This window comes from Roseivirga sp. AWQ4_251, assembly GCF_056158225.1.
In genome coordinates this window covers 1,526,864-1,550,576 of the sequence record NZ_JBSWSW010000002.1, presented here as the reverse complement: position 1 = coordinate 1,550,576, position 23,713 = coordinate 1,526,864, and the positions used below count along the sequence as shown (strand labels likewise).

Here is a 23,713-nt window from a genome sequence, read left to right as displayed (position 1 = left end):
TTAGCTTTCTATAGTTTTGAAATCGGATTGCGAAAATAAGACAAAAACGATCAACTTCGAAATTAATGCATCTGGAATCTATCAGTCTCCACAATTTCAAGAACTACGAAAGTTTAAAGGCGGCCTTTTCGGGCGAAATAAACTGTTTTGTGGGCAAAAACGGCAGTGGAAAAACTAATCTTCTAGACGCAATTTATTATTTGTGCATCACCAAAAGCGCCTTTAATCCGCAAGATGTTCAGTGTGTGAGCCATGGCGAAGACGCTTTTTCCATAAAAGGCAAGATGATTCAGGAAGGCAGAGCCCATACCGTGGTCTGTGGAATGCAGGTGGGAAAGAAAAAACTGATTAAGCTAGACGATAAGCCTTATAAAAAAGCCAGCGAACATTTAGGTAGGTTTCCCGTGGTACTTATCGCACCCAACGATACGGATGTAATTCGCAATGGCAGTGAGGACAGGCGCAAGTTTTTCGATGCTATTATTTCGCAAACCAGCCAGGTTTACCTGAATAATTTGGTGAGCTACAATCATGTATTGAAACAAAGAAATAGCCTGCTGAAACAATTTGCCGATCGTGATTTTTTTGATGAAGCGCTTCTATCTCAATATGATGAGCAGTTGGTTCGATTTGGCAGCCAGATTTATAAAGTAAGAAAAGCTTTTGTAGAAACCTTTAAACCTATTGTAGTTAGCCATTACCAACGCCTTTCCGAAGCAAGTGAAGAAATTGACCTGCAATATGAGTCTGATTTTGAGAATGACATTTATGCGCTTTTGAAACAGAACCGAAGGAAAGATTTAATCTTAAAGCGAACCAATGTGGGCATTCATAAAGATGAATATCCGTTTTTGATGCAGAATGATTTGATCAAAAAATTCGGTTCTCAAGGCCAGCAGAAAAGCTATTTGATTGCCCTTAAACTGGCCAACTTCGATTATATATATCAAGAAACGAGCATTAAACCACTTTTACTGCTTGACGATATTTTCGACAAGCTGGATGACTTTCGCATTACGCAGCTGATGGCCATGGTAGCTTCCGATGCCTTTGGGCAAATCTTCGTGACCGATGCTCGCCCCGAACGCAGCCATGGCATTTTCGAGTCGATTGGTCACGAAGTCAAATTTTTCCAAGTAGAAGAAGGCCAAATCAATTCCCAACTTTAACTTCGATAGCATCCGAATGACTTGAAAATTCTGGTGCATACATATTTTCTAAAGTTGCAATCCCATTGGAAAAAGTGCCTTTGTTATTTACGCGAAGGTCATATTCGAAAACATAGCTTCCTTTAGGCAAATAATCGATGAAGAAATGAGTAGCGGCATCTTTTGTGCTTTCGTAATACCCAAAACCTTCCTGCCACTTGTATTCAGATAATACGCTTACTGGCTCAAAACCAGAAGCGCGCATGTCTTTTAAATGAAGAAACTCCATATTTCTATCGGTTTTCACTTCTAACACAATGCGGATTAAATCTCCATTTTTGAGATTGAAATTTTCATCAACTGATTTTAATGTTTCGCCTTTTGTGGTCAATTCTACTTTGTAAATCTTTTTGGCCAACGAAATGGCGCCTGTCTTGGCGCTGACCTTGTCAACATCTTGAAAATACTGCCAATAAACACCTCCCCAAATCACTGATTTGCCTTGATTGGTTATTTTCACTTCAGCAAGTTTTTGATCGATACTGTCCTTAGACCATGTCTTTTTGAAATAACCGGCAGGGCTTTCAGTACTCGTTTTATCAGAACTTTTCAAAGTAAAATCACCCATTGCTATTTGCCATTCGGATTTTGCCTTTGCTAAGTTTTCGCCATAAGCGAGCAATGCATGAATGGCCGAAGTTGTCGCTTTTGTGGTTTGCCAGTTTTTCATTCTCTTTTCGGCCAAAAGCCATTGCTTCATGCCTTCTAGAAAATCTGAATCTTTGTCAATTTTTGAGAAAGCTTCGATGAGTAGAGATTGTGTTTCGACAGGAGCTTGCCAGTTGAACCAACCTACTTTGTTTTCCTTCCAAAAAACTCCTTTATCCTTCAACTCAATACTATTCTGCTTTAAAGACTTAATTATTTTTTTCGCGAGTTTCTCCTCACCAATCCTTTGGGCGTAAAGGGCAATCATGGCTTGAGATTGTAAATCCATGGTCAGCCATTTTTCAGATGCTTGCTTGTGATAATAATTAAGCGCTTCATCCAAATCCTTTATGTCATTTTGAGATTCCACCAAGCTCGACAAATACAAGGACTGCACCTGAGGGTAACCAAAATAAATATTATTCTCGTTCTTCTGTTGGTGATAGCTTTCTACTAATTGCTGATCAAGAAAAACCTTTGCCTTAGCAATCATGTCCGCAGTTTTATCATCTCCCGTTAGTTGTGCTAAATGAGCCAAACCAGCCACAATATGCTGGGTGATGTACACACTCGCGTTTCTACTTCCTGAAAACCAAGGGAAACCACCGTTTGACATCTGCATATCAGCTAGTTTTTGAACGGCATTTTCCAGGCTGGTCGTTAGGGTATCCGCATTAAGCAATAAACCCAATCGCTTTTGCTGTTCCTTTTCAGATTTAGCTTCGCGAAGCCAAGGTGTTTCCTGAAGAAGAATGGACTTCAACTCGGGATTTTGCTCCAGTTTGCTGACAGATATTTCGGACGTTCTCCATTTCTCTAAAGTTGATTTAATTTCTGGGTTTTGTTCTAACACAAACTGACCGAGGCGATTGGCATAATAGCGAGCAAAAGTCTGTTCGGCACATTCATAAGGGAATTCAATTAAGTAAGGTAAACTTTGAATCGCCTCCCAAACAGGGTTTGCCGTAAGGTTTAAAGTAAAGCTTTCATGAACAATTCCTTTTTCCCCAGTCGACTTCAGGCCTTCAATCACAACGGTTTGGGCTTTACCGCCTTTTACCCAGAAAGGTGTACTTTCTTTAATTAAAATCTTTTTGGAGAGAATAGGCAGTGCATTTTCCTCTCCATCGGAAAAGCCATTCGCAACGGCTACAATTCTATACTTTAATGCGCCCATTCCTTCCGGAATTTTCAGCCTCCATTCTAAATTAACACTGCCTTTTGGCTGAGGATTGACCGATTTTGTGTCCTGCTCATCCAATAAAACACCATTCACAGGTTCGTTGGTAAGGGCGTTAAAAAGTTCTAGTTTGGCTATTCCGTTTAAAGTATCTAAAGCTAAACTGGCTACTTTGGCCGCAAATACCAATTCATCGCCTTCCCTTAAAAAACGAGGCACATTGGGCAAAACCATCAACTGTTTTTGGGTAACGGCTTTTCTTCTTAAGAGGCCAGTCTTCCAATTTTTATCATGAGCTAACAGCTGAAATTTCCACTTGGTTAACGATTCTGGGCTGGTGAATTTGAATGAAACTTCTCCCTTGTTATTTGTGCTAAGCTGCGGAAAAAAGAAAGCGGTTTCGTTAAAATTTGTTCGCGCTTTTACCTGAGTCAAAAGTTCCTCTTGTTGCTTTTGACCCTGCTTGGTTGTGACCAAAATGACTCCATTTGCAGCGCGAGCCCCATAAATGGAAGTAGCTTGGGCACCCGTTAATACCTCAATATTTGCAATTTGATCTGGACTAAGCGTAGAAGCGTCTACCACAACACCATCTATTACCCACAAGCTATTGTTAGTTTCCCCGAGAGATAAGGCACCTCGGATCCTTATGGTATTACTAGCACCTGGCTGATCTGTAATCGTAACGCCTGCTACTCTACCTTGAAGAGTTCCAATTTCGAATGAAATCTCCTCCATAATTTCTTCATCATCCGAAATTTCAACAAGGGCTACTGAAGTCGAAAGGGATTTCTTCATTTGTTGCCCGTAACCAACTACAACAACCTCATCAAGTTTTTGAACATCGGGTACCAATTGAATTTGGTAGTAATTATTTTCTCCGAGCTTCATTTGAAAGCTCCTATAACCAATAAAACTGATAACCAAAATCTCCTCAGGTTTGGCTTCAATTTCAAAAAAGCCCTGTTCGTCTGTAATTGCTGAAGCTTTTTTATTTGAGGTGTAAATGGCAACTCCTGTCAAAGGGACTCCGGTTTCATCAATTACTTCTCCCGATATCAACCCGCTTTTTAAATCGATTTTTCTTGAAGAAACTACTGGTTCGGGATTATGTCTCCACCTTAAGGTTTGCAAATAGTTCTTTTGAGCCCTTTCTGGATTATTAATATTCAAGCCAAAAAAGGAAAAATTGCCGAATTCAAGACTAGGAGTAGGGGCAGAATAAGAGTAATAATTTTGGCCAAAATGTGAAATCCCAAAGCTTGAAAAATCGTTGATTCGACTGTTCTCATAGTTATCCTTTTTGTAATTATCAACTCGCCAATTATTAATTTGAAATTGATCTAAAGAAGCATCGTACATAGAGGCCAGCACTTCTGCCGAAGCTTTTTCTCCATCTGCCCCTTTTATGCTGAACGACCATTCTTCTTCGCTTCCTGGCTCTATTCTATTTCTAAAAGAACCTACTTCTACCTCTAAGCTTGTGGAAGGCTTTTGAACTTGAACGCCTACTTGGCCAGCATAATAATCGCCAAAAGCCACATAATAATAGAAGATGGTAAAACCTCCTTCATCCTCACTAGAAACCGGAATTTGAAGCGTTTTAATTTCATTATTTAGCCTCTCCGTTTTTTCAAGTAGAATTTGTTCATTTCTTTTCACCATCACATTCACATACAAATCCTCTGCGGCCGTGCCCATGCGAAAGTTCACAGTATCGCCAATTTGATATTTCAACTGATCGATATCTGCGAAAAAAAGTTGATGATCAGCCAAATGCGTTTGACCTTGGCTATTCAATTGAAAAATAGCTTCAGTTTTAACCTCTTCTCCATTTTCATCTTTCGCAGTGAACTCGGCTTTATACTTTCCGATTGGCCATTTTACAACACCTGATAAAGACACTGGAGCTTTATCGTTTGTCTTAATTTCTTCTTTGAAATAGAGCTTTCCTTCTGGCCATTTTTCTATCTCCATCTCGTTTTGATATGGGAAATGAGGAAAGAGTTTGTCGTGTTCACTTTTTGAAAAACCGGGGTAATCTGGAGTTTCCCACGGTGAAATACGCTTCACCTCATTAGGTCCTATCAATTTGTGAATCGTAAGGATTCCTGCTTTTTCAAGCGGCTTTCCATTCAAAGTATTTGCATTTACAAAAAAGGCTGGGTTTTCCGCTTCACGATTGAACTGCGAAGGCACAGAGAAATTCACTTCAAAATTACGATAACCCACTTTGATGGAAGTACTAGCCTCTCTGGTTTCTCCACTAAGGTCTGTAACGGTTGCTTCTACTTCATAAACAAATATCAAGTCTGCCGATTTCTTTACTGTTGAATCAACTTCGGCCGTAAAAGCGATCTGAAATTCACCATTGGAATCTGTAATTGTTTCACCAACTAAAAGAGTTATTTGATTATTTGGGTAAGAGTAGCGGTAGTTGAATTTACTGCTGGAATTGCGCCTTTTGACTGAATACTTTACCGTTGCCGAGGCAATGCTGCTAGTCGAGAAAGATTGGGCTTTGCCTTTAAATACAATACTATCGTTAGGCGAATAAGCATCTGTATTTTCTTCGAAAATGACTTCAAACTTAGGCCTCTTATATTCTTCTACAGAAAAGTAATGAGTACTGTAATCCACATCATCAGCATCATCATAAAGCTGAGTGTAAAAATGATAGTCGTCAGTTTCAAAATAATATTGCCCCGTTAGACGATTAGTTGGAAGTTTAACACTTCCTGTAACTGATCCAAATTCATTGGTAAACAATTCAAGTGAATCCAGAGGCTCACCATTCGGATCGTAAAGAATCAAATTCAACGGTTGTTTGGCCGCTACCTTCACACTATGATCAAACCTCTGAAGCAGAATGGCTTTAAAAAACACCTCTTGGCCTGGTCGGTAAATAGCTCTGTCAGTAAAAATTTGAGTGGTTAAAACATAACTGCTATCGGGTTCGTCCTCAATAGAAGAGTTGCTATAGTATGGCAAATAATAGGAGCTGAAACTAACGGTATCTCTATTTCTAGTGATGTCAACCTTCAAATTTTGGTAGCCTCCTTTTTTATAAGGAATTACCACTTTCCCTTCACGATTAGAGATAGCAGTAGTATCAATTTTTGCATCTCTATAATTTGAAGGGGCATTGTAAATATGAACCTTGGCATTTGGAATAGGTGCAGAATTTTTTCTGCTGATGACATTGAATTGTAAACCAGAATTTGATGCTTTTTGGAGCAGCGCCAAGCCAGATACTTGAATCAAATTATTGCTTAAAATTTCCTCTGAAGTATCATTGGCCGTAACCATAACTAAATACTGACCAGGTTCATGAGCAGGAAAAAGCACTTCTGTTGAATGTGTTTGATAGTCATGCTCGGTTTTGAGCTTTGCCTGCCAAGTTTTGGCTACTTTCAGCTTTGCTATATTTGCTAGATGGGCGGAATCTAGAATTAGGTTTTTGAAATAGACCTGATCCTCAAAAGGCACTTCATAAGATTTGAAATGTAGATTTTCATAATTTTTATATCGAACCAATATTTTGGTTGGCTCAAAAGGCAAAAGATACTGCTCTGTGGTAATGCCTACATATGGAGCTTCAATTTGCTTTATCAGCGCCCTACACTGCTTCGCCCCAAAGCTCTCTGGAAAGGACTTTATGTATTGTTCAGAAAGCGTTTTTGCTTTCACTTTTAAGAATTGATTTTCGGTGTGTCTATCTGCGTTGTAAGTATTTCCTTGATCGTAATAGTTTTGGGCAATGGCAAACCCCACCAAAGTTGATGCAGGATAATTCTTCACCTCTTCAAACAAGCCTTCAAGCTGCTTTAAGTAAAGATTACCCTTATCTGCAGCCGAGCTTTGATTCATGACAAAAGCGAGACGTTCCAGTTCTAGCTGAACCCAAGCTTCAACCTGATTTTTCTCTTGATGAAGCTTAATCAGGCGCTGATAAATGTTCATTGTTTTTGAAAAAAGCAGCGAATCATTTTCAAGCTTTAGCGAAAGAAAATCATCAGAAGAAGTAAGCATTAGGGTGTTGGCAAGCTTGGTGATTTCGGTGAAATCATTCCTACTCCACGCGATCAGATTCTTGTTAATCTCTATTGCCTCATGAGCCAATTGATCGATAAGCAATGGGCGATAGACGGAATCTGCTTCCGCTGAATTCAACAGTGTTTTGAATTGATAAACGGGCATTTCTGCCAAATCCTGATTTAAATTGAGGGAGTTATCTAAATGAAATAAAATCTCCGATTCGAATTGAGATGCATTCCAAAGCTTAAAGTCAGTAGTCTTATCTTCTCGATCAGAGCGATTTTGAATACGCCAACGGTAGTTTCTGTAATAATCGAAAAATATGGATGCTAAATACTTTTCCGCTATGCTACGATAGGGCGCTGTTTGAGCTTTAATTTCTGCTTTCAGTTTATCTACTACTTTCTGCTGACCATCTTCTTCTAAAAGCAAAACAAACTTTGACTGATACAGCACAGCCTTCAATCTCTGAATTTCATTCTTTTCCTTTGTAGAGGCTGAATAAATAGAGTCGGCCAAAGCAGAAGCAGATTTTGGTAGCCCTTTAAGCTCTTCTCTATAAACTAATTCCCAAGCATTTTCATAGTTAAAATCTTGGGCATTCAACTCACAAAACGGGAGCAAGAAAAAAATAATTAAAATAAATCGGAGCTTTTTCATATAAACAGGATTATTGAGATAACAAGTCTCAAATGATTAACCACTATACATGATGAAGTTTTGTTATCAATTCCATATTAAACTAAAAAATTAGTTTAATAAATATTTCAATAAAGAAACATTTTCAGTAAGCACTTACGTATAAAGCAGAAAAACTTCTACTATGAAAACAAAACTAACTTACCTCACGGTCTTATGTGGCTTCTGCCTTTCTCTTATTTCCATGGCTACTCCTGAAAAAGAAGGTTATGCATGGCTAAAGCAGCAACTCGACAATACCAAGGCTTATACTTTGGCGGTTCTTAAGGTCATGCCTGCCGATGATTACGGTTTCAAACCGAATGAAGATCAACGTTCATTTGGAGCCCAAGCCTATCACATTGCTTACAGCGTAGATTACTTCGAAAGAGCCCTAGCCAATAAAGGTCAGGCGGCTTGGAGTCCTGGCGATGAGAACTCAAAAAATAAGGATGAACTGATAAAATGGACAGAACAAAAATTTGACAGCATGCATAAAATGATTCTGGCTACCGAAGCCAGCGATATGATGACAGAACAGATCATTTCGTATTTAGACCATAATGCGCACCATCGTGGGCAAATGATCACTTATTTAAGAATGAAAGGAATCACCCCGCCACAATACCGTTAAGAAATTGAGAAAGGGTAGATGTATATTGAAACAACCTACCCTTTCTAAGCCTTTTCAAAGCTTGTTTATTCTCGAAATAGTACAGTAATTAAGGTTATTTTAAACCTCTAGACTGATGAGATTACATCATGCTTTTTCCTTCTTACTTATTGTTAGCATATTTTCATGCGATAGCTCATCGAGTAAGTCCAACCAAGAACAACCTATTGAGCAAAAACCGCTCGCTTTAGTAGACAAGGGGTTAAAGGTTTTCCCTTTAGATAATGAAACTGATTTTCAAGGCATTCGAGAGGCTTCAATCTATCTTGAAAATGAAAAGGAATATTTTCACTTCTATAACAATCCCAATCATTCTATCTACATATACGATTATGATTCCGCTCAAATCGCTCGAAAAATCACCCTAGAAAAGGAAGGCCCGAATGGTGTTCCTCAGTTTATATTCTCCAAATATTTGATTCAAAACTTTGATTCGGTTTTTGTTCAAATACCCTTTTACGGCATGTATTTGGTAAGTGGCGAAGCAGAAATCCTAAACAGAATTGTTCCTGCTTCTGAAAATTTCACAGAACAAAGACAAGCTCCTATTAACAATGTTTCGATTGATGCGGCTACACGCTTCCAAAATCATCAGCTTGGTGTAGCCTACAGTTCACAAGTGCATGAACCCAATAAACCTTATGCTCGAACTTTGATCAATTTTGAGGACAATTCAATTTCCGAAGGCTTTATTAGGCCAGAATCATTTGTAGCCAACTATAATGAGATAGAGAAAATTAGAACCGAAAAAGGGAAGACATTTTCTGACTTTGACAAACAATTCGTAGCTAATAAAGCATATCTATTCGCAACTAGCCCAATTTCAGATAGCCTTTACCTGTTTAAAGAAGGAGCTTTGGTTAAGCGAATCTACTTCGGTTTGCCAAGTGAAACACTTACGGATTATAAAAACTACATGGCTTTGAGAGAAATGATAATATCCACTAATGGAAGCAGTGGAAGTGTTATGCCGGTAGTAAATCACGACCAGCCCCCATTTTTTACCAATCTATTTATTTCACCCAACGGAAAATACATTTACCGCATTCTGAGTCACGGCACAAAGCCAGCGGTAAACCCTAATACTAACATAGAATACACCACCATTTCCAAAGCCACTTTGCTTGTTATGGATTTAGAAAAAGAAGAGATGGCTTCTTTCGAGTTGCCAATCGATGAGCTAAAAATGTCGGTACCTAAAAGCCAAGGAATATTTGCCAGTAACACTGGTTTACACATTCAGTTGAAGGGTCAAGAAAATGAAAACGAGATTCAATTCAGGGTATTTGGAGTTCAGTAGTTATTAGTCCAAAGCAGTAAAATTCTGAAGGAGATTTAATCCTTCAATTTTTGCCATAACTTGTAGCATGAACTATTCTGAACTGGCTCCACAGCGCCTCGACCTCTTTGCGTTTGTGATTTTTCTCGGCTTGGTGCAGGGCTTTTTCTTCTCTTACTTTCTGTTAAGAAAGCCAAATCGGCTGGACGATAAACATAAATTTCTGGGCATTTCATTGCTTATGCGCTCGCTCGTAATGTTCGAAGTATTTATGTGCTACACCGGCTGGATTACCCACGCACTCTGGCTTGTAGATTATTCAGAATTCATCAACTTCTTAAACGGCCCCGTTTTCTTATTCTTGGTGCTCTCCTTTATTAGCCAGCCCATCCCGAAAAAGTATTATCTGCATTTCATTCCCGCAGCCCTTTACTTTCTATACAGCTGGTTCTTCTATGTGCAAAGTCCTGCCTACAAGTTCAATGCATTTATTGACGCGTTTTATCCCGATATGCCATTTATTCATGCTGAAGAAATTGTTGATCCTGACCCCATTGGCCTAAAATCACTTACTAATCCATTGGGAGTGCTTTACACTTTGGCCTATATTCTTGTTGCTTGTAAATATTTATCACGCGCCATTCGTTTGGGAGAAATAAAATTATTCAAGGGCGCTACACGCGAAATGGCGTGGTTCCGTAATTATTTGATTCTGGGGATTGCTTCATTTGGCTATTGGCTCATCAAATCTTTTACCGGACTACGCGATGTGCAAGACCACTTAGGAGCCGCATTCGAGACCATCATCATCTATTATGTAGGGTTCAAAATTTTATCAGATCAAATTTCAGGATCGAAAAGAAGCACAGAAAAATACAGCAAATCGTCACTTGATGCTGAGCGCAAAAGCCACATTCTAACCAAGCTTGAAAGTTTAATGAAGGAAGACAAACTCTTCTTGAAGAATGACTTATCACTCTCTGATTTAGCACAAGCCTGCAAAGCTTCCAACCATCATGTATCTCAGGTTTTAAATGAAGAGTTGGGCAAATCTTACGTGGAATACATCAACGGCTTAAGAGTAGAGCACAGCAAAGAACTCCTTGTAAGCCAATCCCATTTAAAGATTGAAGAAATTGCGGAAAACTGCGGCTATAATTCCAAATCCACTTTTAACACCGCATTTAAAAAGTACACAGGACAAACACCTTCTGAATTCAGAAATTCTCAGTTATAAAAGGGGCTAGAAGAAGATCCATTTCTTACGTCTGTATAAAGGAGTTCTTTGTGTGTTAGTCATTGCGGTTCCTCTGGATGTGCCAAAACAATACGGTTTGTCGGAATTGGCCTTCAGCGTTCTAATATTCAAGCTGAAAAAGAAACCTCCTGTATTCGGTTCACTATTGAAAAGGGCTCCAATGCTCTGTGTACCGACAGTTATTGGCCCTAATCGGCCAGCCAAGCCCACTTGAAAATCGCCTCGTTCATTGAAGAAAAGAGGTAGATATGCGCTTTTGTTCTGCTTCTCCCATCGGGGAGTCAGCGTGAGGCTATTCATATATCTCAGTTTATAAACCGTTGGCATCAAACCCGTCATATCTACTCTTGCGTAAGCCCCCACGAAAAAATCATTTCCGAAGTTATAATCGAAACCCAAATTGAAAGAAGCAGGCAAGGTGACTTTATAGGTTCCATTCAAGTCGGTAGCATTGGTCAAGGTAGCCAAGCTATCGCGAAAGGCCCTTACCGAACTTAGAGGCTTGAACAGTTGGTCAAAGTCAGCATTTGCAGCAGTGGGCTTTATACCCATGAAATTGGCCGAGGCACTTCCATAATTAAAGGACATTGTGCCGAAATCCGTGATACTCGCGCTGATCTTATATAAGTAATCCACATCTGGTTTTCGCTTTGTGCCATTCTCATTTTCCGGATCCTCTCTAAAAGCTATTTTCTCATACACCACACCAAAATCGAGCGCCAATTTTGCACCTGTTTTATCGGGCAGTCTATTTAAATCTTCTGTGCCATCAAATTGCCGAAAAGGATCAAGGTTATCTGAATAGCCCAAAACCATATCGGCATCCGTAACCATCGTCACTCCAGAAGCATCGGTGGTATAATCCAAATCCCGGACGCGCATTACCATGCTGCCTCGTGAATTGATCAACTTGAGCGTACCACCCATTTTCCAACGTGTGTAATTATATTTTTCTACCACCCAAGCGTAAGTCACCCCATACTCACTCCAAAGTGCAGTGCTAAAAGTGCCATGCTGATTGAGCGCTTGTGTGTTGGCAAAGGCTTGAGAAACACGTCCAAATTGAACAATAAATTCAGGAGTAAAATCAATGGCGCTTCCATGAGCTCTTAATTGATAAGAAAAGCCCAAGGACTTATTCCCCTCTAAACTGACAAAACCAGAAATTCCCCCAAGCGAAGCATTGGCATTTAAATACTTCTGATTGTAATCCAGATATCTCGCAAAGCCTCTACCTTGATCGCCATGCGCCAGATAAGAAATGTTATTGTTTACATAGTAATTTAAATTGAGAAGGCTGAAGTCATATTTGTAAGGTGAAGCCGCTATAGAAGCCGGGTTTAGCCTAGCACCAATAATTCCTGAGAAGTCAGATTGAATAGCTCCATTAAAACTCTGCCCCATAAGCAGCGAAGCACTTAATAGAATAAAAAAGGTGAGCGTTGCGCGTAGCATTCAATCAAACTGATCTAATGATTTGGTGAAAATACGTCATTTCTCAGGAAATATTTTAGCAAAACCCCGAATACCTCCATCCACAGATAAACAGAAGAAAACTTACTCAAAAGCGACCAAAATCTCGTATCTTAAACTATTGAAATTCGCTGAAAAAAACATCTCTTATTTCAGTATACGATCTAAAGTCAAAAATACATTTCACATACAGTTATAATCACTTTGTCACAAAATCAATAATTTACACAAACAGCATTTTTATGTATTCATAACAACCAATAAATGATTTTATAAATCATTTTAATGTATTTATTATATGGTAAATTTTTTCATCAAAATTAAGTCATCAAGTTTAGAGAAATGTAAGATTCAAACCTATATACGAGGAAATCATTATTCGTGGTTTTTCTTCAAAACTATTGAGCATTAGAGCCGATCAATTTTATCGAATTCTCTCCCTCAAACCTTCATTTCTTTATCAAATTCAACTCAAAATAAATCAGATAAAGAGCCTTCAATCACTTACTGAATTTTAAAGATTCTGTGACTAAGAGATTTCAGTTCAAACATAAAAATAGTGTTTCAAAATGAAACATTTTAAAGTTTAGAGACTGCATTCAGCGTTCTATTAAATCAAAGAGTTGTTAGGTTGTTAAAAGGACACTTCACATTCTTCAAAATTCCTTTTCCGTACATTTTCGGATTACTTACCTTTATTGAATGAGTAAACCAGAGAAGTCACTTTTTCTATTAGACGCGATGGCCCTGATCTATCGTGCACATTTCGCATTCAGCAAGAATCCACGCATAAGCTCCAAAGGACTAAATACAGGAGCCGCCTTTGGCTTCACCAATAGCCTTTTTGAAATTATAGAGAAACGTCAACCTTCTCATATTGCGGTGGCATTCGACACACATGCGCCCACCTTTCGACACATAGATTTCCCTGAATACAAAGCCAATCGCGATGAACAGCCTGAAGACATCCGAATTGCAATTCCTCTGGTAAAAGAAATTGTTAGGGCTTTTAATATCCCTGCATTGGAACTAGACGGCTACGAAGCGGACGACATCATTGGAACATTTGCCAAAAAAGCTTCACAAGAAGGTTTTGAGGTGTTTATGATGACCCCAGACAAGGATTATGGACAACTCGTAGAAGAGCATGTTTACCTCTACAAACCTGCTTTTATGGGCAATGGCGTTGATATTATGGGTGTAAAAGAAGTGCTTGAAAAGTGGGATATCGAACGCATAGATCAGGTCATCGATATGCTCGGTTTACAAGGCGATGCGGTGGATAATATTCCTGGAATTCCAGGTATTGGCCCTAAAACAGCTTCTAAACTTCTAAAAACTTATGGAAGTGTAGAAGGCCTTATAGAACACGCCCACGAACTTAAAGGCAAACAAAAAGAAAAGGTGATTGAGTTTGCCGATCAAGGAATTCAATCTAAAAAACTGGCTACTATTTGCACAACGGTGCCGATAGAATTCGATGAAGAAGCGCTTCGATATAAAGGCCCTGATAAAGAAAAAATTACCGAAATTTTTGAGCAGCTTGAATTCCGCACCACACTGAAGCGTGTTTTGGGAGAAACAGCTTCAGTTACTACTACCAAGGCGAAAGCAGCTCCTCAGGCCACAGCCCAGATGGGTTTGTTTAGCGATGACAGCCCAACTCTTCAAAAAGAAACAGAGTCCATTTCAGCTCCTTTAGAGAAGTTAACCATTGCCACCACACAGCATGATTACCATCTTATCGATACACCTGAATTAAGGCAAAGGCTCATCAAATACCTGTTACTGCAGAAGGAATTCTGCTTTGATACCGAAACAGATAACATTGAACCTATTGAAGCCAATATGGTGGGGCTTTCTTTCTCTTATATTAAGGGAGAAGCTTATTATGTGCCTACGCCCCAAAATAGAGAAGAAGCTCAAGCCATTGTAGATGAATTTAGACCTGTTTTCGAAAATGAGGAGATTCTGAAAATTGCTCAAAACGCCAAATATGATATTCAGGTACTCAAAAACTATAACGTTGATGTAAAGGGGCCAATTTTCGATACGATGATTGCCCATTACCTTATCGATCCTGATACCCGTCATAACATGGATGTTTTGGCCGAAAACTACCTCAACTACACTCCAGTTTCCATCACTGAACTCATTGGCAAAAAGGGTACTCGCCAAGGCAATATGAAAGATGTGGACGTGCATAAAGTTGTTGAATATGCGGGTGAGGACGCTGACATTACACTTCAGCTTAAAGAGAAATTTTCGCCTTTAATGGAAGAAAATAAAGTGACCAAGCTGTTCAAAGATGTAGAAATTCCATTGGTAAATGTATTGGCCGACATTGAGTACAATGGGGTGAAAATTGATACCGATGCGCTGGCGTCAATGTCTAAAGAATTAGAAGTTGAGAGTTTAAAGGCGCAAGAAGAAATCTATGAGCTGGCTGGCGTAGAGTTCAACATTGCGTCTCCCAAACAATTGGGGGAAGTTCTTTTCGATAAAATGCAGTTGGTAGACAAGCCCAAGAAAACCAAAACTGGCCAATACGCTACCGGTGAAGACATTCTATCGAAGCTGGCCAACGAACACACCATTGCACGAAGAATCTTAGAGTTCAGGGAATATCAAAAGCTGAAATCAACTTACGTAGATGCGCTTCCAAAAATGATTAGCCCTGTAGATGGCCTTGTACATACAGATTACAGACAAGCTGTGGCCGCTACAGGCCGACTAAGCTCTAATAATCCAAACCTTCAGAATATTCCTATCCGAACGGAGAAAGGACGTGAAATCAGGAAAGCATTTGTGCCAAGATCAGAAGATTACATTCTTCTGGCAGCGGATTATTCTCAGATAGAATTGAGAATTGTAGCTGCCTTTGCCGAAGATGAAAGCATGATTGAAGCCTTTAAAAGCGGTCGCGATATTCACTCCACAACGGCCTCCAAGGTTTTTGGCGTTCCATTGGAAGAAGTAGATCGCGATATGCGTAGAAAAGCCAAGGAAGTTAATTTCGGACTTATTTATGGCATTTCGGCATTTGGTTTGGCTCAAAACATTGGCATTTCGCGTACGGAAGCCCAACAAATCATTACCTCTTATTTTAATGAATTCCCAGGTGTGAAACGCTTCATGGATGCTCAAGTAAACAAAGCCCGTGAGCTTACATATGTGGAAACCATTTTAGGGAGAAGAAGATATCTTCGAGACATTCACTCTAAAAATATGGTCGGTCGTGGTCATGCCGAACGTAACGCGATTAATGCACCTATTCAGGGTAGTGCTGCCGACATGGTCAAAGTAGCCATGATCGACATTCACGATTGGATGAAAAAAGAGAACTTGAAATCGAAAATGATTATGCAGGTTCATGATGAATTGGTTTTTGATGTGTATAAACCTGAACTGGAAACCATGAAAGCCAAAATTCCAGAACTAATGAAATCTGCCATTGAGCTTTCTGTACCTATGGATGTTGAAGTAGGTGTTGGAGAAAACTGGTTGAAAGCACACTAAAAACATTCAAAGTATTAACCCGATTACCAGCAATATGTCACTGCCTATTTCGCTTGCTCAAATTCAAGAAGCTCACGCTAGAATTAAGCCCTATATTCATCGAACTCCGATATTGACTTCCTCTAGCATCAATGAAATTGCTGGTTGCGAAGTTTATTTCAAATGTGAAAATTTTCAGAAAATAGGGGCTTTCAAAGCGCGTGGCGGGCTAAATGCAGTGCTCTCCTTACCTAAAGAACAACGCAAAAAGGGAGTGGTAACCCATAGCTCAGGCAATCATGCGCAGGCCATGGCTCTAGCCGCAAGAGATTCTGGGGTGCCGGCTTATATTGTGATGCCAAACAATGCACCAGAAGTAAAGAAAAACGCTGTAGCAGGTTATGGCGCTCAAATCACTTTTTGCGAACCTACACAAAAGGCGAGAGAAGAAAATGCGGCTCGAATTGTAGAAGAAACCGGAGCTACTTTTGTTTCTCCTTACAATGACTACAAGGTAATAGAAGGGCAAGCTACTTCGGCTCTGGAGCTATTGGAAGATCAAGCTGATTTAGATGCCATTTTTACTCCCGTTGGTGGTGGTGGGCTTTTGGCAGGAACTGCTCTTACAGCGCATTATCTTCAGCCCAGAGTTTCGGTATATGCTGGAGAACCCGAAGGTGCTCAAGACACTTTTCTTTCGTTTCAAAAAGGAGAAATTGTGCCCAATCAAACCACTAATACCATTGCCGATGGACTTTTGGTAACCATTGGTGATAGAAATTTTGACATCGTTCAAAAGCTTGTCAAGGAAGTATTTGTGGTAAACGATAAGGAGATTGTAGAGGCTATGCGATTGATTTGGGAGCGAATGAAAATTATTGTAGAACCTTCCGGAGCAGTGCCTTTTGCAGCTTTATTAAAAAATAAACCCACTTTTTCGGGTAAAAAAGTGGGCATTATTATCAGTGGTGGAAATGTAGATTTAGCTAAACTTCCTTTTATGTCTTCTTAAACTCTTTCAAAAATAATACCCTATTAAAAAAGAGAAATGCTTAGAACTTGTTTCTGATGTAAGTGAATTTGAAATGTTCTTTCCTCTCTCATATCTAAGGGTAAAAGCCAAACTCTGACGTCTAACACCAAATTCAAATATAGGGTTGAAATTCCATTCAGATACAAACTCAATCAACAGGTTTTCATCAAAAGTAATCTTATAATCCAAGTTGCCCTGCTCCATTCCCCTCCTATTTTCATTAATTTTAGAAATATATTTTAAAGCACCACCTACCCCAAGATAGACTTCGATATACTTTAAGTCAAAATAATGACGAAGGCCAGATTGGAAATTAGCTCCAGAATATGAAAAATTGCCCCAAATGGTCCTACTAACTGTTGAATTAACATCAAATGTATATTCACCGCTCGATTTAAATCTATCGTAAAATACCCCAAGGACTATCGAGTTTTTTTTCTTTTCAGATAAATAAATGTTGGATATCAGGCCAAATATGAAAGAATTAGAATTATCAAAGCTAATTGGATCTCCATAAGATATTTCCTCTGGAGTATAACTCATTTTCGATGATAGCAACCCAAAGTTTAGCGATATATCGGGTTTTGCTATTTTATAAGGTTTAATGGGTTTAACCTCAAAATCATTCGATCCTATACATTCGAAATATTTCCTAAATACCGAAATTAAATCATTTTTAGTATAAGCCGTATTCTTCAAAAAACTCTCTATAGAATCACAATCATTTAAGTAAAAAGAAAGTTGCCCCAAATAAGGACTAAATCTAACTATTCCTTTCCCTTCAAGATTATATTCATTGAATAATAACAGGGTTAGGCCAGAATCATCTTTGATATAAAATCTATCTACCCTATGCCTATCTGTGTGTAAAAACAATCCTTTAGAAGCATTGATAAGCCGCTCCACGAATAATCTCTCTCTTATAAATTCTGATTGAGGCCTTTCCGTTAGAGGCCTATTTGTAGGAGGAAGTATCTCTACTTCAATTTCGGCACTTATGTAGGCCCTGTCGTTGACATAAAAGAACGTAATATCATTTGGTGTATACTGGACAACTCCATTGTTCGACTGAAGTTCCAGATAACTTGGAGTAGATCTCCAATTCCCATACTTTATCTGTCCTCGAATGGTATCTCCATTATTTAAAACAACATATCCCTCCTTTAACTCAAATTTTTGAGCCCTTGCATGAAAATGAATAATGATTACCCCGCACACGATAAACATTAAAGAAAAATTAAAACGCATAAACATATAATTAAAAAAACATCTATAATTTTAGTATTCAAGTTTGGCTACCGATCCTCTTGGGCCTGAAGCATAAACTGCTTTTCCATCTTTGGTGGTGCTTACAGAATAATACTTTCCTTCCATGGGTTGAAATGAGGTCATTCCATCGCGGAAATAATCGCAGCTTTCTCTTCCTACTGCTAAAATCAGATCGTTAAAATAAGTAACCCCTGACCTGTAACCTTTAGGAGCCTCTCCCGCTCTGCGTGGAAACCAAACCTGACCTTCGTTTACCGTATAAGCACTGTTAATGCGGGTCAAAGAATCTCCACGATAGTCTCCGCCCACCATAAATCCTTCATCCTTATTTTTAAAAGCAATGGAAAAAATGCCCTGAGTAGGTTCACCGGCTTGCAATGGCGTAAAAGTTTTACCCCAAGTTTCTCCTCTATCAAAAGAGAAGAAAAGGCTAGCGTCTGCTCCTCCCAAACCGATATAAACTGCAGAATCGCCATTGGTTACCAAACAGGTTCCACTAGCCGCAAAACCTCCTTGACCTTCGTGAGCCTCAGGCCTTTGTTCAAAAGGAAGTTCTGACCAAGTTTCACCACCATCTGTAGTTTTCAGAATTGGCAAACGGCCATTCATGGCGTCTCCAAACGCAATTCCATTCTGTTCGTCCCAAAAATCCATGGCATCGTAAAAAGTACCTTCTTTCATGGTGAAGTACTTTTGTTCCCAAGATTTGCCCCCATCTGTGGTTTTATAGATCACTGCTGGAAGTCCGGCACTTAGAACCACCGCTGTATTTTTATCAAAGGCTTCAATGTCTCTAAAATCGATTGTATCGGCTTCAGCAATGCTCACATTCTCCCATGTTTTACCCCCATCTACCGTTTTAATTACAGTTCCTTGGGTACCACTCGCCCAAGCCACATTTTCAGAAACTGCACTTAAACCACGAAGGCTAGACTTTACGCCTGATTCCTGCGCATTCCAAACGGGGGTGGTTTTTTCTGTTTCGGCCTTCTTTTCCGATTTGCTGCCACAGCCCATCAAGCCAAGGCAAACTGCTACTACTAAAAACTTCTTCATTTTGAAGATATAGATGCCCAATCAGGCTTTTCTGGGGAATGATAAACAGATTCTGGTAATTCTTTATACACTTGGATATTCGTTAATTTTCGATCTCCTCTATCGCCCGAAATCAAGATTTCACCCTTCCTTTGGTAATCTTTGAAAGGTACATTAAAGCCCTGAGCCGTATCCGCTGAATTTCTATAGTAAGCCCATTGCTTTACCAAATGATCTGTTTGGCTAACCCAAACCCAGTAACGGTTATTTGGTGTGTTACCCACATTTTCGAAAGTAAGTTCGAGCTTATCAGATTCAACACCTTCATTGGTTGGTTCTTCGCCCATATATTTTAGGGTAACGCCAGAATCCTTCAATTTGAAAGGCATCAAAAGCCAATACGAATCATTAATCCACGCGCCCTTACCTCTGTTGATTAGATTGGATAGCGAATCGGAATCCGTAATTTCTCTTCCATCGATATACACCTTACCAGAATTGTCATTGATATTGATCAAATACACAGTTTTATCATGGTCGATACGCACATCACCCGTCCATTTGTCCCAAACCAAATCTCTTACCCCGAAAAAATTCCATGCAATATGTCGGGTGTTGTCCCAGGCCTTTCTGCCACCCATTGCTTCCATAACTTCGTCAGCAATTTCAATAGCTTTTGGATCAGAGCCTTCTAGATTGAAACCTTCTGAAGCAGGATTGCCATAATCTTCTTGAACAGTTTCCTTTTGTGTATTTCCGCAGGATTGGAGTAACGCCAAGGCAAAAAGTATGGCGAAATGATAGAATTTCAGTTTCATAATCGGTTGGATTTATAGCCTAAGATAATGGGTTTATAAACAGGATTGACCTTGCTGAACCAATAAGTTGGACTAGGCCCTTTGATTAGGCTCGCTTCTTACATAAAAAATAAAATCGCTCATTGGCGGCTCAATATGGTTTTGACGAAGCAGCGTAGCCAAATTCCCTCTATGATGCGTACCATGATTGGCCACATGTGTCAAAATATCCGAGAGTCGAGCGTCATATTCAACGCCTTTTGAATTTGTATAATGAATCACATCTTCATATTCTTCTTGAGAATAAATGAACTCCAACCACAATTCGCTTCCCTTTTTTAAGAGTTCGACAGCTTCGGGCATAGGGTGTACGTCCCAAACGCCAGGAATTTCACCTTCAACTTGAGTGATTCGCGAAAGCCAAACCAACTGAGCATTGGCGATATGCGAAAAAATTCGTTCGATATCTTCACTATCAAAAGGCTCTGATTTGATTTTCTCGGAGAATAATTTGTTAGCCCAAAGATTGTATTCATACATTCTGGTGAAGCGTTCTTTCATAGTCTAAAGCTTTTAAATTTCTATTTAGATTTAGAAAACGCCTGCCCTTTTGCCTTTCCGTAAGCCAAAGCATTAATGCCAAGCCAAACCAAAAACGGAACCCAAATCAAATCATTCATTAGCAAATGAAAAAGGCCTTGTTTGCCAGCTTGTCCTTCTAAAATAAAGAAGTAAAACCATGCCGCCCCTAAGAGTTTTGTGCCCAAACCTACAAAGAGCAAATACCAATATTTACCAGGGTGCATTGCGCAAATGAAGTAAATAATGCCCATGGCTAGAACGGCCCTACCTTGCCAAATTATGATTTCTGGTTGAGCATTTTGGCTTTCAGTTACCCAGTGAAAAAAGCTCTCTGGAAACCAAGCGATAAAAATGCCCCAGAAAATATTGTAAATGGAGGCGATCAATAAGAATCCCCTCATCCAGTTGGGAAATAGCGTTTGTGGCGTTTCCTTCGTTTTCATAACTTGACAGGCCTGCAGATTGTTAATTCGTTCTTTTCTACAAAACAAGGCAAAACATTTAAACTACCATCATGAAAAAACTAATTCGCCTTAAACAAGGTAAAACTACCCTTGTGCTTTTAACCGTATTTTTTGTCTCCTCTGGCTTTGCATTGGGTTATAAAGTAGCTCAGGAAATGGCTATTGAGAAGCAGGATGTTAAAGCGGCACAAAAGATTCTTGATCTGAATTTTACTGATACTGAAATAGATCAACTTTTGCCTGGCCTCAATAGAAATATGGAAGGAGTTCGAGAACTTCATCAGTTCGAATTGGGCAATGAAACGCCTCCTGCCCTGTGGTTCAATCCAGTAGTAGGCGAAAAGCCATACGGAACCAAACAAGAGAAAATCGAGTGGGATTTACCTAAGCAGGTTTCTCTTCCAAAAAACAAAAACGACCTCGCTTTTTATTCGGTAGCTCAGCTTTCAGTACTTATTAAAGAGAAAAAAATCTCATCTGTAGATCTCACCAAATTCTTTATCGAAAGATTAGAAAAGTATGGCGATACGCTCGAATCAGTTATTACGATTACCAAGGAAAGAGCACTTGCTCAAGCGCAAAAAGCCGATGAGCTTTTAGCCAAGGGCACTTATTTAGGGCCGCTTCATGGCATTCCATATGGCGCTAAAGATTTGCTTTCTGTACCCGATTATAAAACCACTTGGGGTGCTGCTCCTTACAAAAATCAAAACCGCGGTGATGAATTGGCAACAGTGATCAAAAAGTTGGATGACGCAGGCGCAGTATTGGTTGCTAAACTTACGCTTGGCGCATTAGCAATGGGCGATGTTTGGTATGGCGGCACAACCAAAAACCCATGGAACTTAGAACAAGGATCGAGCGGATCTTCAGCAGGTTCAGCATCATCTGCTTCCGCAGGTTTGGTTCCTTTTGCTTTAGGTACGGAAACCTTAGGCTCCATTGTTTCTCCATCTACAAGAAATGGGGTAACAGGCCTTCGCCCAACATTTGGCAGAGTAAGCAAAGCTGGGGCAATGGCTTTGAGCTGGAGCATGGATAAAATTGGCCCAATTGCTCGCAATGCTACTGATTGTGCTTTGGTTTTTGATGTAATCAGAGGAAGCGACAACAAAGATTTATCGGTTCAAGACGCACCATTTAACTACAAAGGCAAGGCTGATTTATCAAAACTCCGTGTTGGCTATTTGAAATCTTACTTCGACAACACAAGAAGCGAAAGCCAAAAGAAAAACGACCAGGCCGTTTTGGATCAATTGAAAAGCCTAGGCGCCAAATTAGAGCCAGTAGAATGGGTTGATGATCTTCCATATGGAGCTATGCAAGCGATTCTTTCGGCAGAAGCTGCAGCCGCTTTCGATGGCTTAACCCGCTCGGATAGAGATTCACTTTTGGTAAGACAAAATGCCGGTGCATGGCCTAATTTGTTCCGCCAAGCCAGATTCATTTCAGCAGTAGATTATATCAACGCCAACAGAGCCCGTTTTGTGATGATGCAAAAGGTAAATGACTTAATGAAGGACTATGACGTAATTGTTAGCCCGAGCTTTGGTGGTAGTCAGTTGCTAACAACCAACCTTACGGGAAATCCATGCGTGGTGGTAAAAAATGGATATACCGATAACGGAAGCCCAACCAGTATTTCGTTCATTGGAAACCTTTATGATGAAGCAACTATTTTGGCGGTTGCCAGAACTTATCAGGAGGCAACAGAGTTCGATGAGCAAAATCCCCCATTGTTTATTAAATAATGAACTGAGTAATTTGGGCTACATAAACTAACCATTGAAAGATAATGCTTTTAGCTATTGACGCTGGAAATACAAACATCGTTTTCGGAATTCATGATGGAGAAAAATGGGCGCATGAATGGCGTTTTAACACACTCCCTATCAAAAATCAAATTGAATATGAAGTCTTTCTTAGGCTGAATTTTCTTGAAAATGATCTCAAACTAAGCGATGTTAAAGGCATTATCATTTCATCTGTAGTTCCTCAGCTCAACACTATTTTGGCTGAATTCTGGTCCAATCTTATCGACTGCGAACACGTTTTCATAGGTCCTAAATATTACGATCAACTTCCGATAGTAACGGGAAATCCCCATCAAATTGGCACCGATTTAATGGCCAATGCCATGGCGGCTTACAGCTTGTATAAAGCCGATTGCATTGTGGTAGACTTTGGCACCGCACTTACTTTTACCGTGGTAGAATCTTCCGGAAAAATTCACGGAGTGAACATTGCTCCTGGTTTGAGAACCGCGATAAAAGCTTTGGTGGGCAACACTGCTCAGTTACCAGAAGTGCCTTTGGAATTGCCAAAATCTGTAATTGGTAAGGAAACCGTTCATGCCATTCAAGCGGGTGTGCTTTGGGGATATGTGAGCATGGTGGAAGGTATGCTTGACAGAATTCAGACAGAAATAGGAAGACCGTTCAAGGTTGTGGCTACCGGAGGGCTTTCTTCAGTACTTACACCGCTGCACGATCGCTTTGACGAAGTAAACCGAAAATTAACTTTGGAAGGACTAAGGTTCATTCACGAAACCATTACCCAAAATTCATAATCTGAAATTCAATTTTCCTTCTTTTGAAGAA

Annotated in this window: 15 protein-coding genes; 8 read left to right on the top strand and 7 right to left on the bottom strand. The window is 39.6% G+C overall.

Annotated features, from left to right (window positions below; all coding sequences use genetic code 11):
- The first annotated feature begins 65 nt into the window (after positions 1-65).
- Positions 66-1,169 (top strand): DNA replication/repair protein RecF, encoded by a 1,104-nt coding sequence (gene recF / locus ACXACJ_RS20690; protein WP_475136335.1) that lies wholly within the window; start codon positions 66-68, stop codon positions 1,167-1,169.
- On the opposite strand, the gene ACXACJ_RS20685 is transcribed toward recF, so the two are convergent.
- On the bottom strand, positions 1,153-7,698 hold the full coding sequence (locus ACXACJ_RS20685; protein ID WP_475136334.1) for an alpha-2-macroglobulin family protein: 6,546 nt from the start codon (positions 7,696-7,698) through the stop codon (positions 1,153-1,155). The genes recF and ACXACJ_RS20685 overlap by 17 nt on opposite strands.
- A 199-nt stretch (positions 7,699-7,897) precedes the next feature.
- On the opposite strand from ACXACJ_RS20685, the gene ACXACJ_RS20680 reads away from it, so the two are divergent.
- The 3 genes from ACXACJ_RS20680 (at position 7,898) to ACXACJ_RS20670 (ending at position 10,941) form a co-directional block, all read left to right on the top strand.
- Complete coding sequence (locus ACXACJ_RS20680; protein ID WP_475136333.1) at positions 7,898-8,386, top strand: DinB family protein; 489 nt, start codon at positions 7,898-7,900, stop codon at positions 8,384-8,386.
- Positions 8,387-8,501: 115 nt separating this feature from the next.
- Positions 8,502-9,725: a DUF4221 family protein gene (locus tag ACXACJ_RS20675; RefSeq protein ID WP_475136332.1), complete on the top strand. Its 1,224-nt coding sequence runs from the start codon at positions 8,502-8,504 to the stop codon at positions 9,723-9,725.
- A gap of 67 nt (positions 9,726-9,792) precedes the next feature.
- The gene (locus tag ACXACJ_RS20670; RefSeq protein ID WP_475136331.1) at positions 9,793-10,941 is read left to right on the top strand and encodes a helix-turn-helix transcriptional regulator; all 1,149 of its coding nucleotides are present in this window, start codon (positions 9,793-9,795) and stop codon (positions 10,939-10,941) included.
- 6 nt (positions 10,942-10,947) lie between these two features.
- Here ACXACJ_RS20670 and ACXACJ_RS20665 read toward each other — a convergent pair whose 3' ends face one another.
- Positions 10,948-12,417, bottom strand: coding sequence for a DUF5723 family protein (locus tag ACXACJ_RS20665; RefSeq protein WP_475136330.1), 1,470 nt, complete (start codon positions 12,415-12,417; stop codon positions 10,948-10,950).
- 720 nt (positions 12,418-13,137) lie between these two features.
- On the opposite strand from ACXACJ_RS20665, the gene polA reads away from it, so the two are divergent.
- Entirely contained in the window at positions 13,138-15,954 is a 2,817-nt protein-coding gene (gene polA / locus ACXACJ_RS20660) for a DNA polymerase I (protein WP_475136329.1), read from the top strand.
- 34 nt (positions 15,955-15,988) lie between these two features.
- Entirely contained in the window at positions 15,989-16,945 is a 957-nt protein-coding gene (locus tag ACXACJ_RS20655) for a pyridoxal-phosphate dependent enzyme (RefSeq protein ID WP_475136328.1), read from the top strand.
- A 6-nt stretch (positions 16,946-16,951) separates the two neighbouring features.
- Here ACXACJ_RS20655 and ACXACJ_RS20650 read toward each other — a convergent pair whose 3' ends face one another.
- From ACXACJ_RS20650 to ACXACJ_RS20630, 5 genes are all read right to left on the bottom strand, one after another.
- Positions 16,952-18,214, bottom strand: coding sequence for a hypothetical protein (locus tag ACXACJ_RS20650; protein ID WP_475136327.1), 1,263 nt, complete (start codon positions 18,212-18,214; stop codon positions 16,952-16,954).
- Positions 18,215-18,244: 30 nt separating this feature from the next.
- Entirely contained in the window at positions 18,245-19,291 is a 1,047-nt protein-coding gene (locus tag ACXACJ_RS20645; protein WP_475136326.1) for a WD40/YVTN/BNR-like repeat-containing protein, read from the bottom strand.
- Entirely contained in the window at positions 19,288-20,088 is an 801-nt protein-coding gene (locus tag ACXACJ_RS20640) for a hypothetical protein (protein ID WP_475136325.1), read from the bottom strand. Before ACXACJ_RS20640 ends, ACXACJ_RS20645 begins: the two co-directional genes overlap by 4 nt.
- A 72-nt stretch (positions 20,089-20,160) precedes the next feature.
- Positions 20,161-20,628, bottom strand: a complete 468-nt coding sequence (locus ACXACJ_RS20635; RefSeq protein ID WP_475136324.1) for a DinB family protein — start codon at positions 20,626-20,628, stop codon at positions 20,161-20,163.
- A gap of 20 nt (positions 20,629-20,648) precedes the next feature.
- Positions 20,649-21,092 carry a hypothetical protein gene (locus ACXACJ_RS20630; protein ID WP_475136323.1) on the bottom strand — a complete coding sequence of 148 codons (444 nt, stop codon included), beginning with the start codon at positions 21,090-21,092 and terminating at the stop codon, positions 20,649-20,651.
- A 71-nt stretch (positions 21,093-21,163) separates the two neighbouring features.
- Here ACXACJ_RS20630 and ACXACJ_RS20625 point away from each other — a divergent pair, with 71 nt between their 5' ends.
- Together ACXACJ_RS20625 and ACXACJ_RS20620 are read left to right on the top strand one after the other, a co-directional pair.
- A complete protein-coding gene (locus ACXACJ_RS20625; RefSeq protein WP_475136322.1) occupies positions 21,164-22,864 on the top strand; it encodes an amidase in 1,701 nt (566 codons plus the stop codon).
- 44 nt (positions 22,865-22,908) lie between these two features.
- Entirely contained in the window at positions 22,909-23,682 is a 774-nt protein-coding gene (locus ACXACJ_RS20620) for a type III pantothenate kinase (RefSeq protein ID WP_475136321.1), read from the top strand.
- Positions 23,683-23,713: the final 31 nt, after the last annotated feature.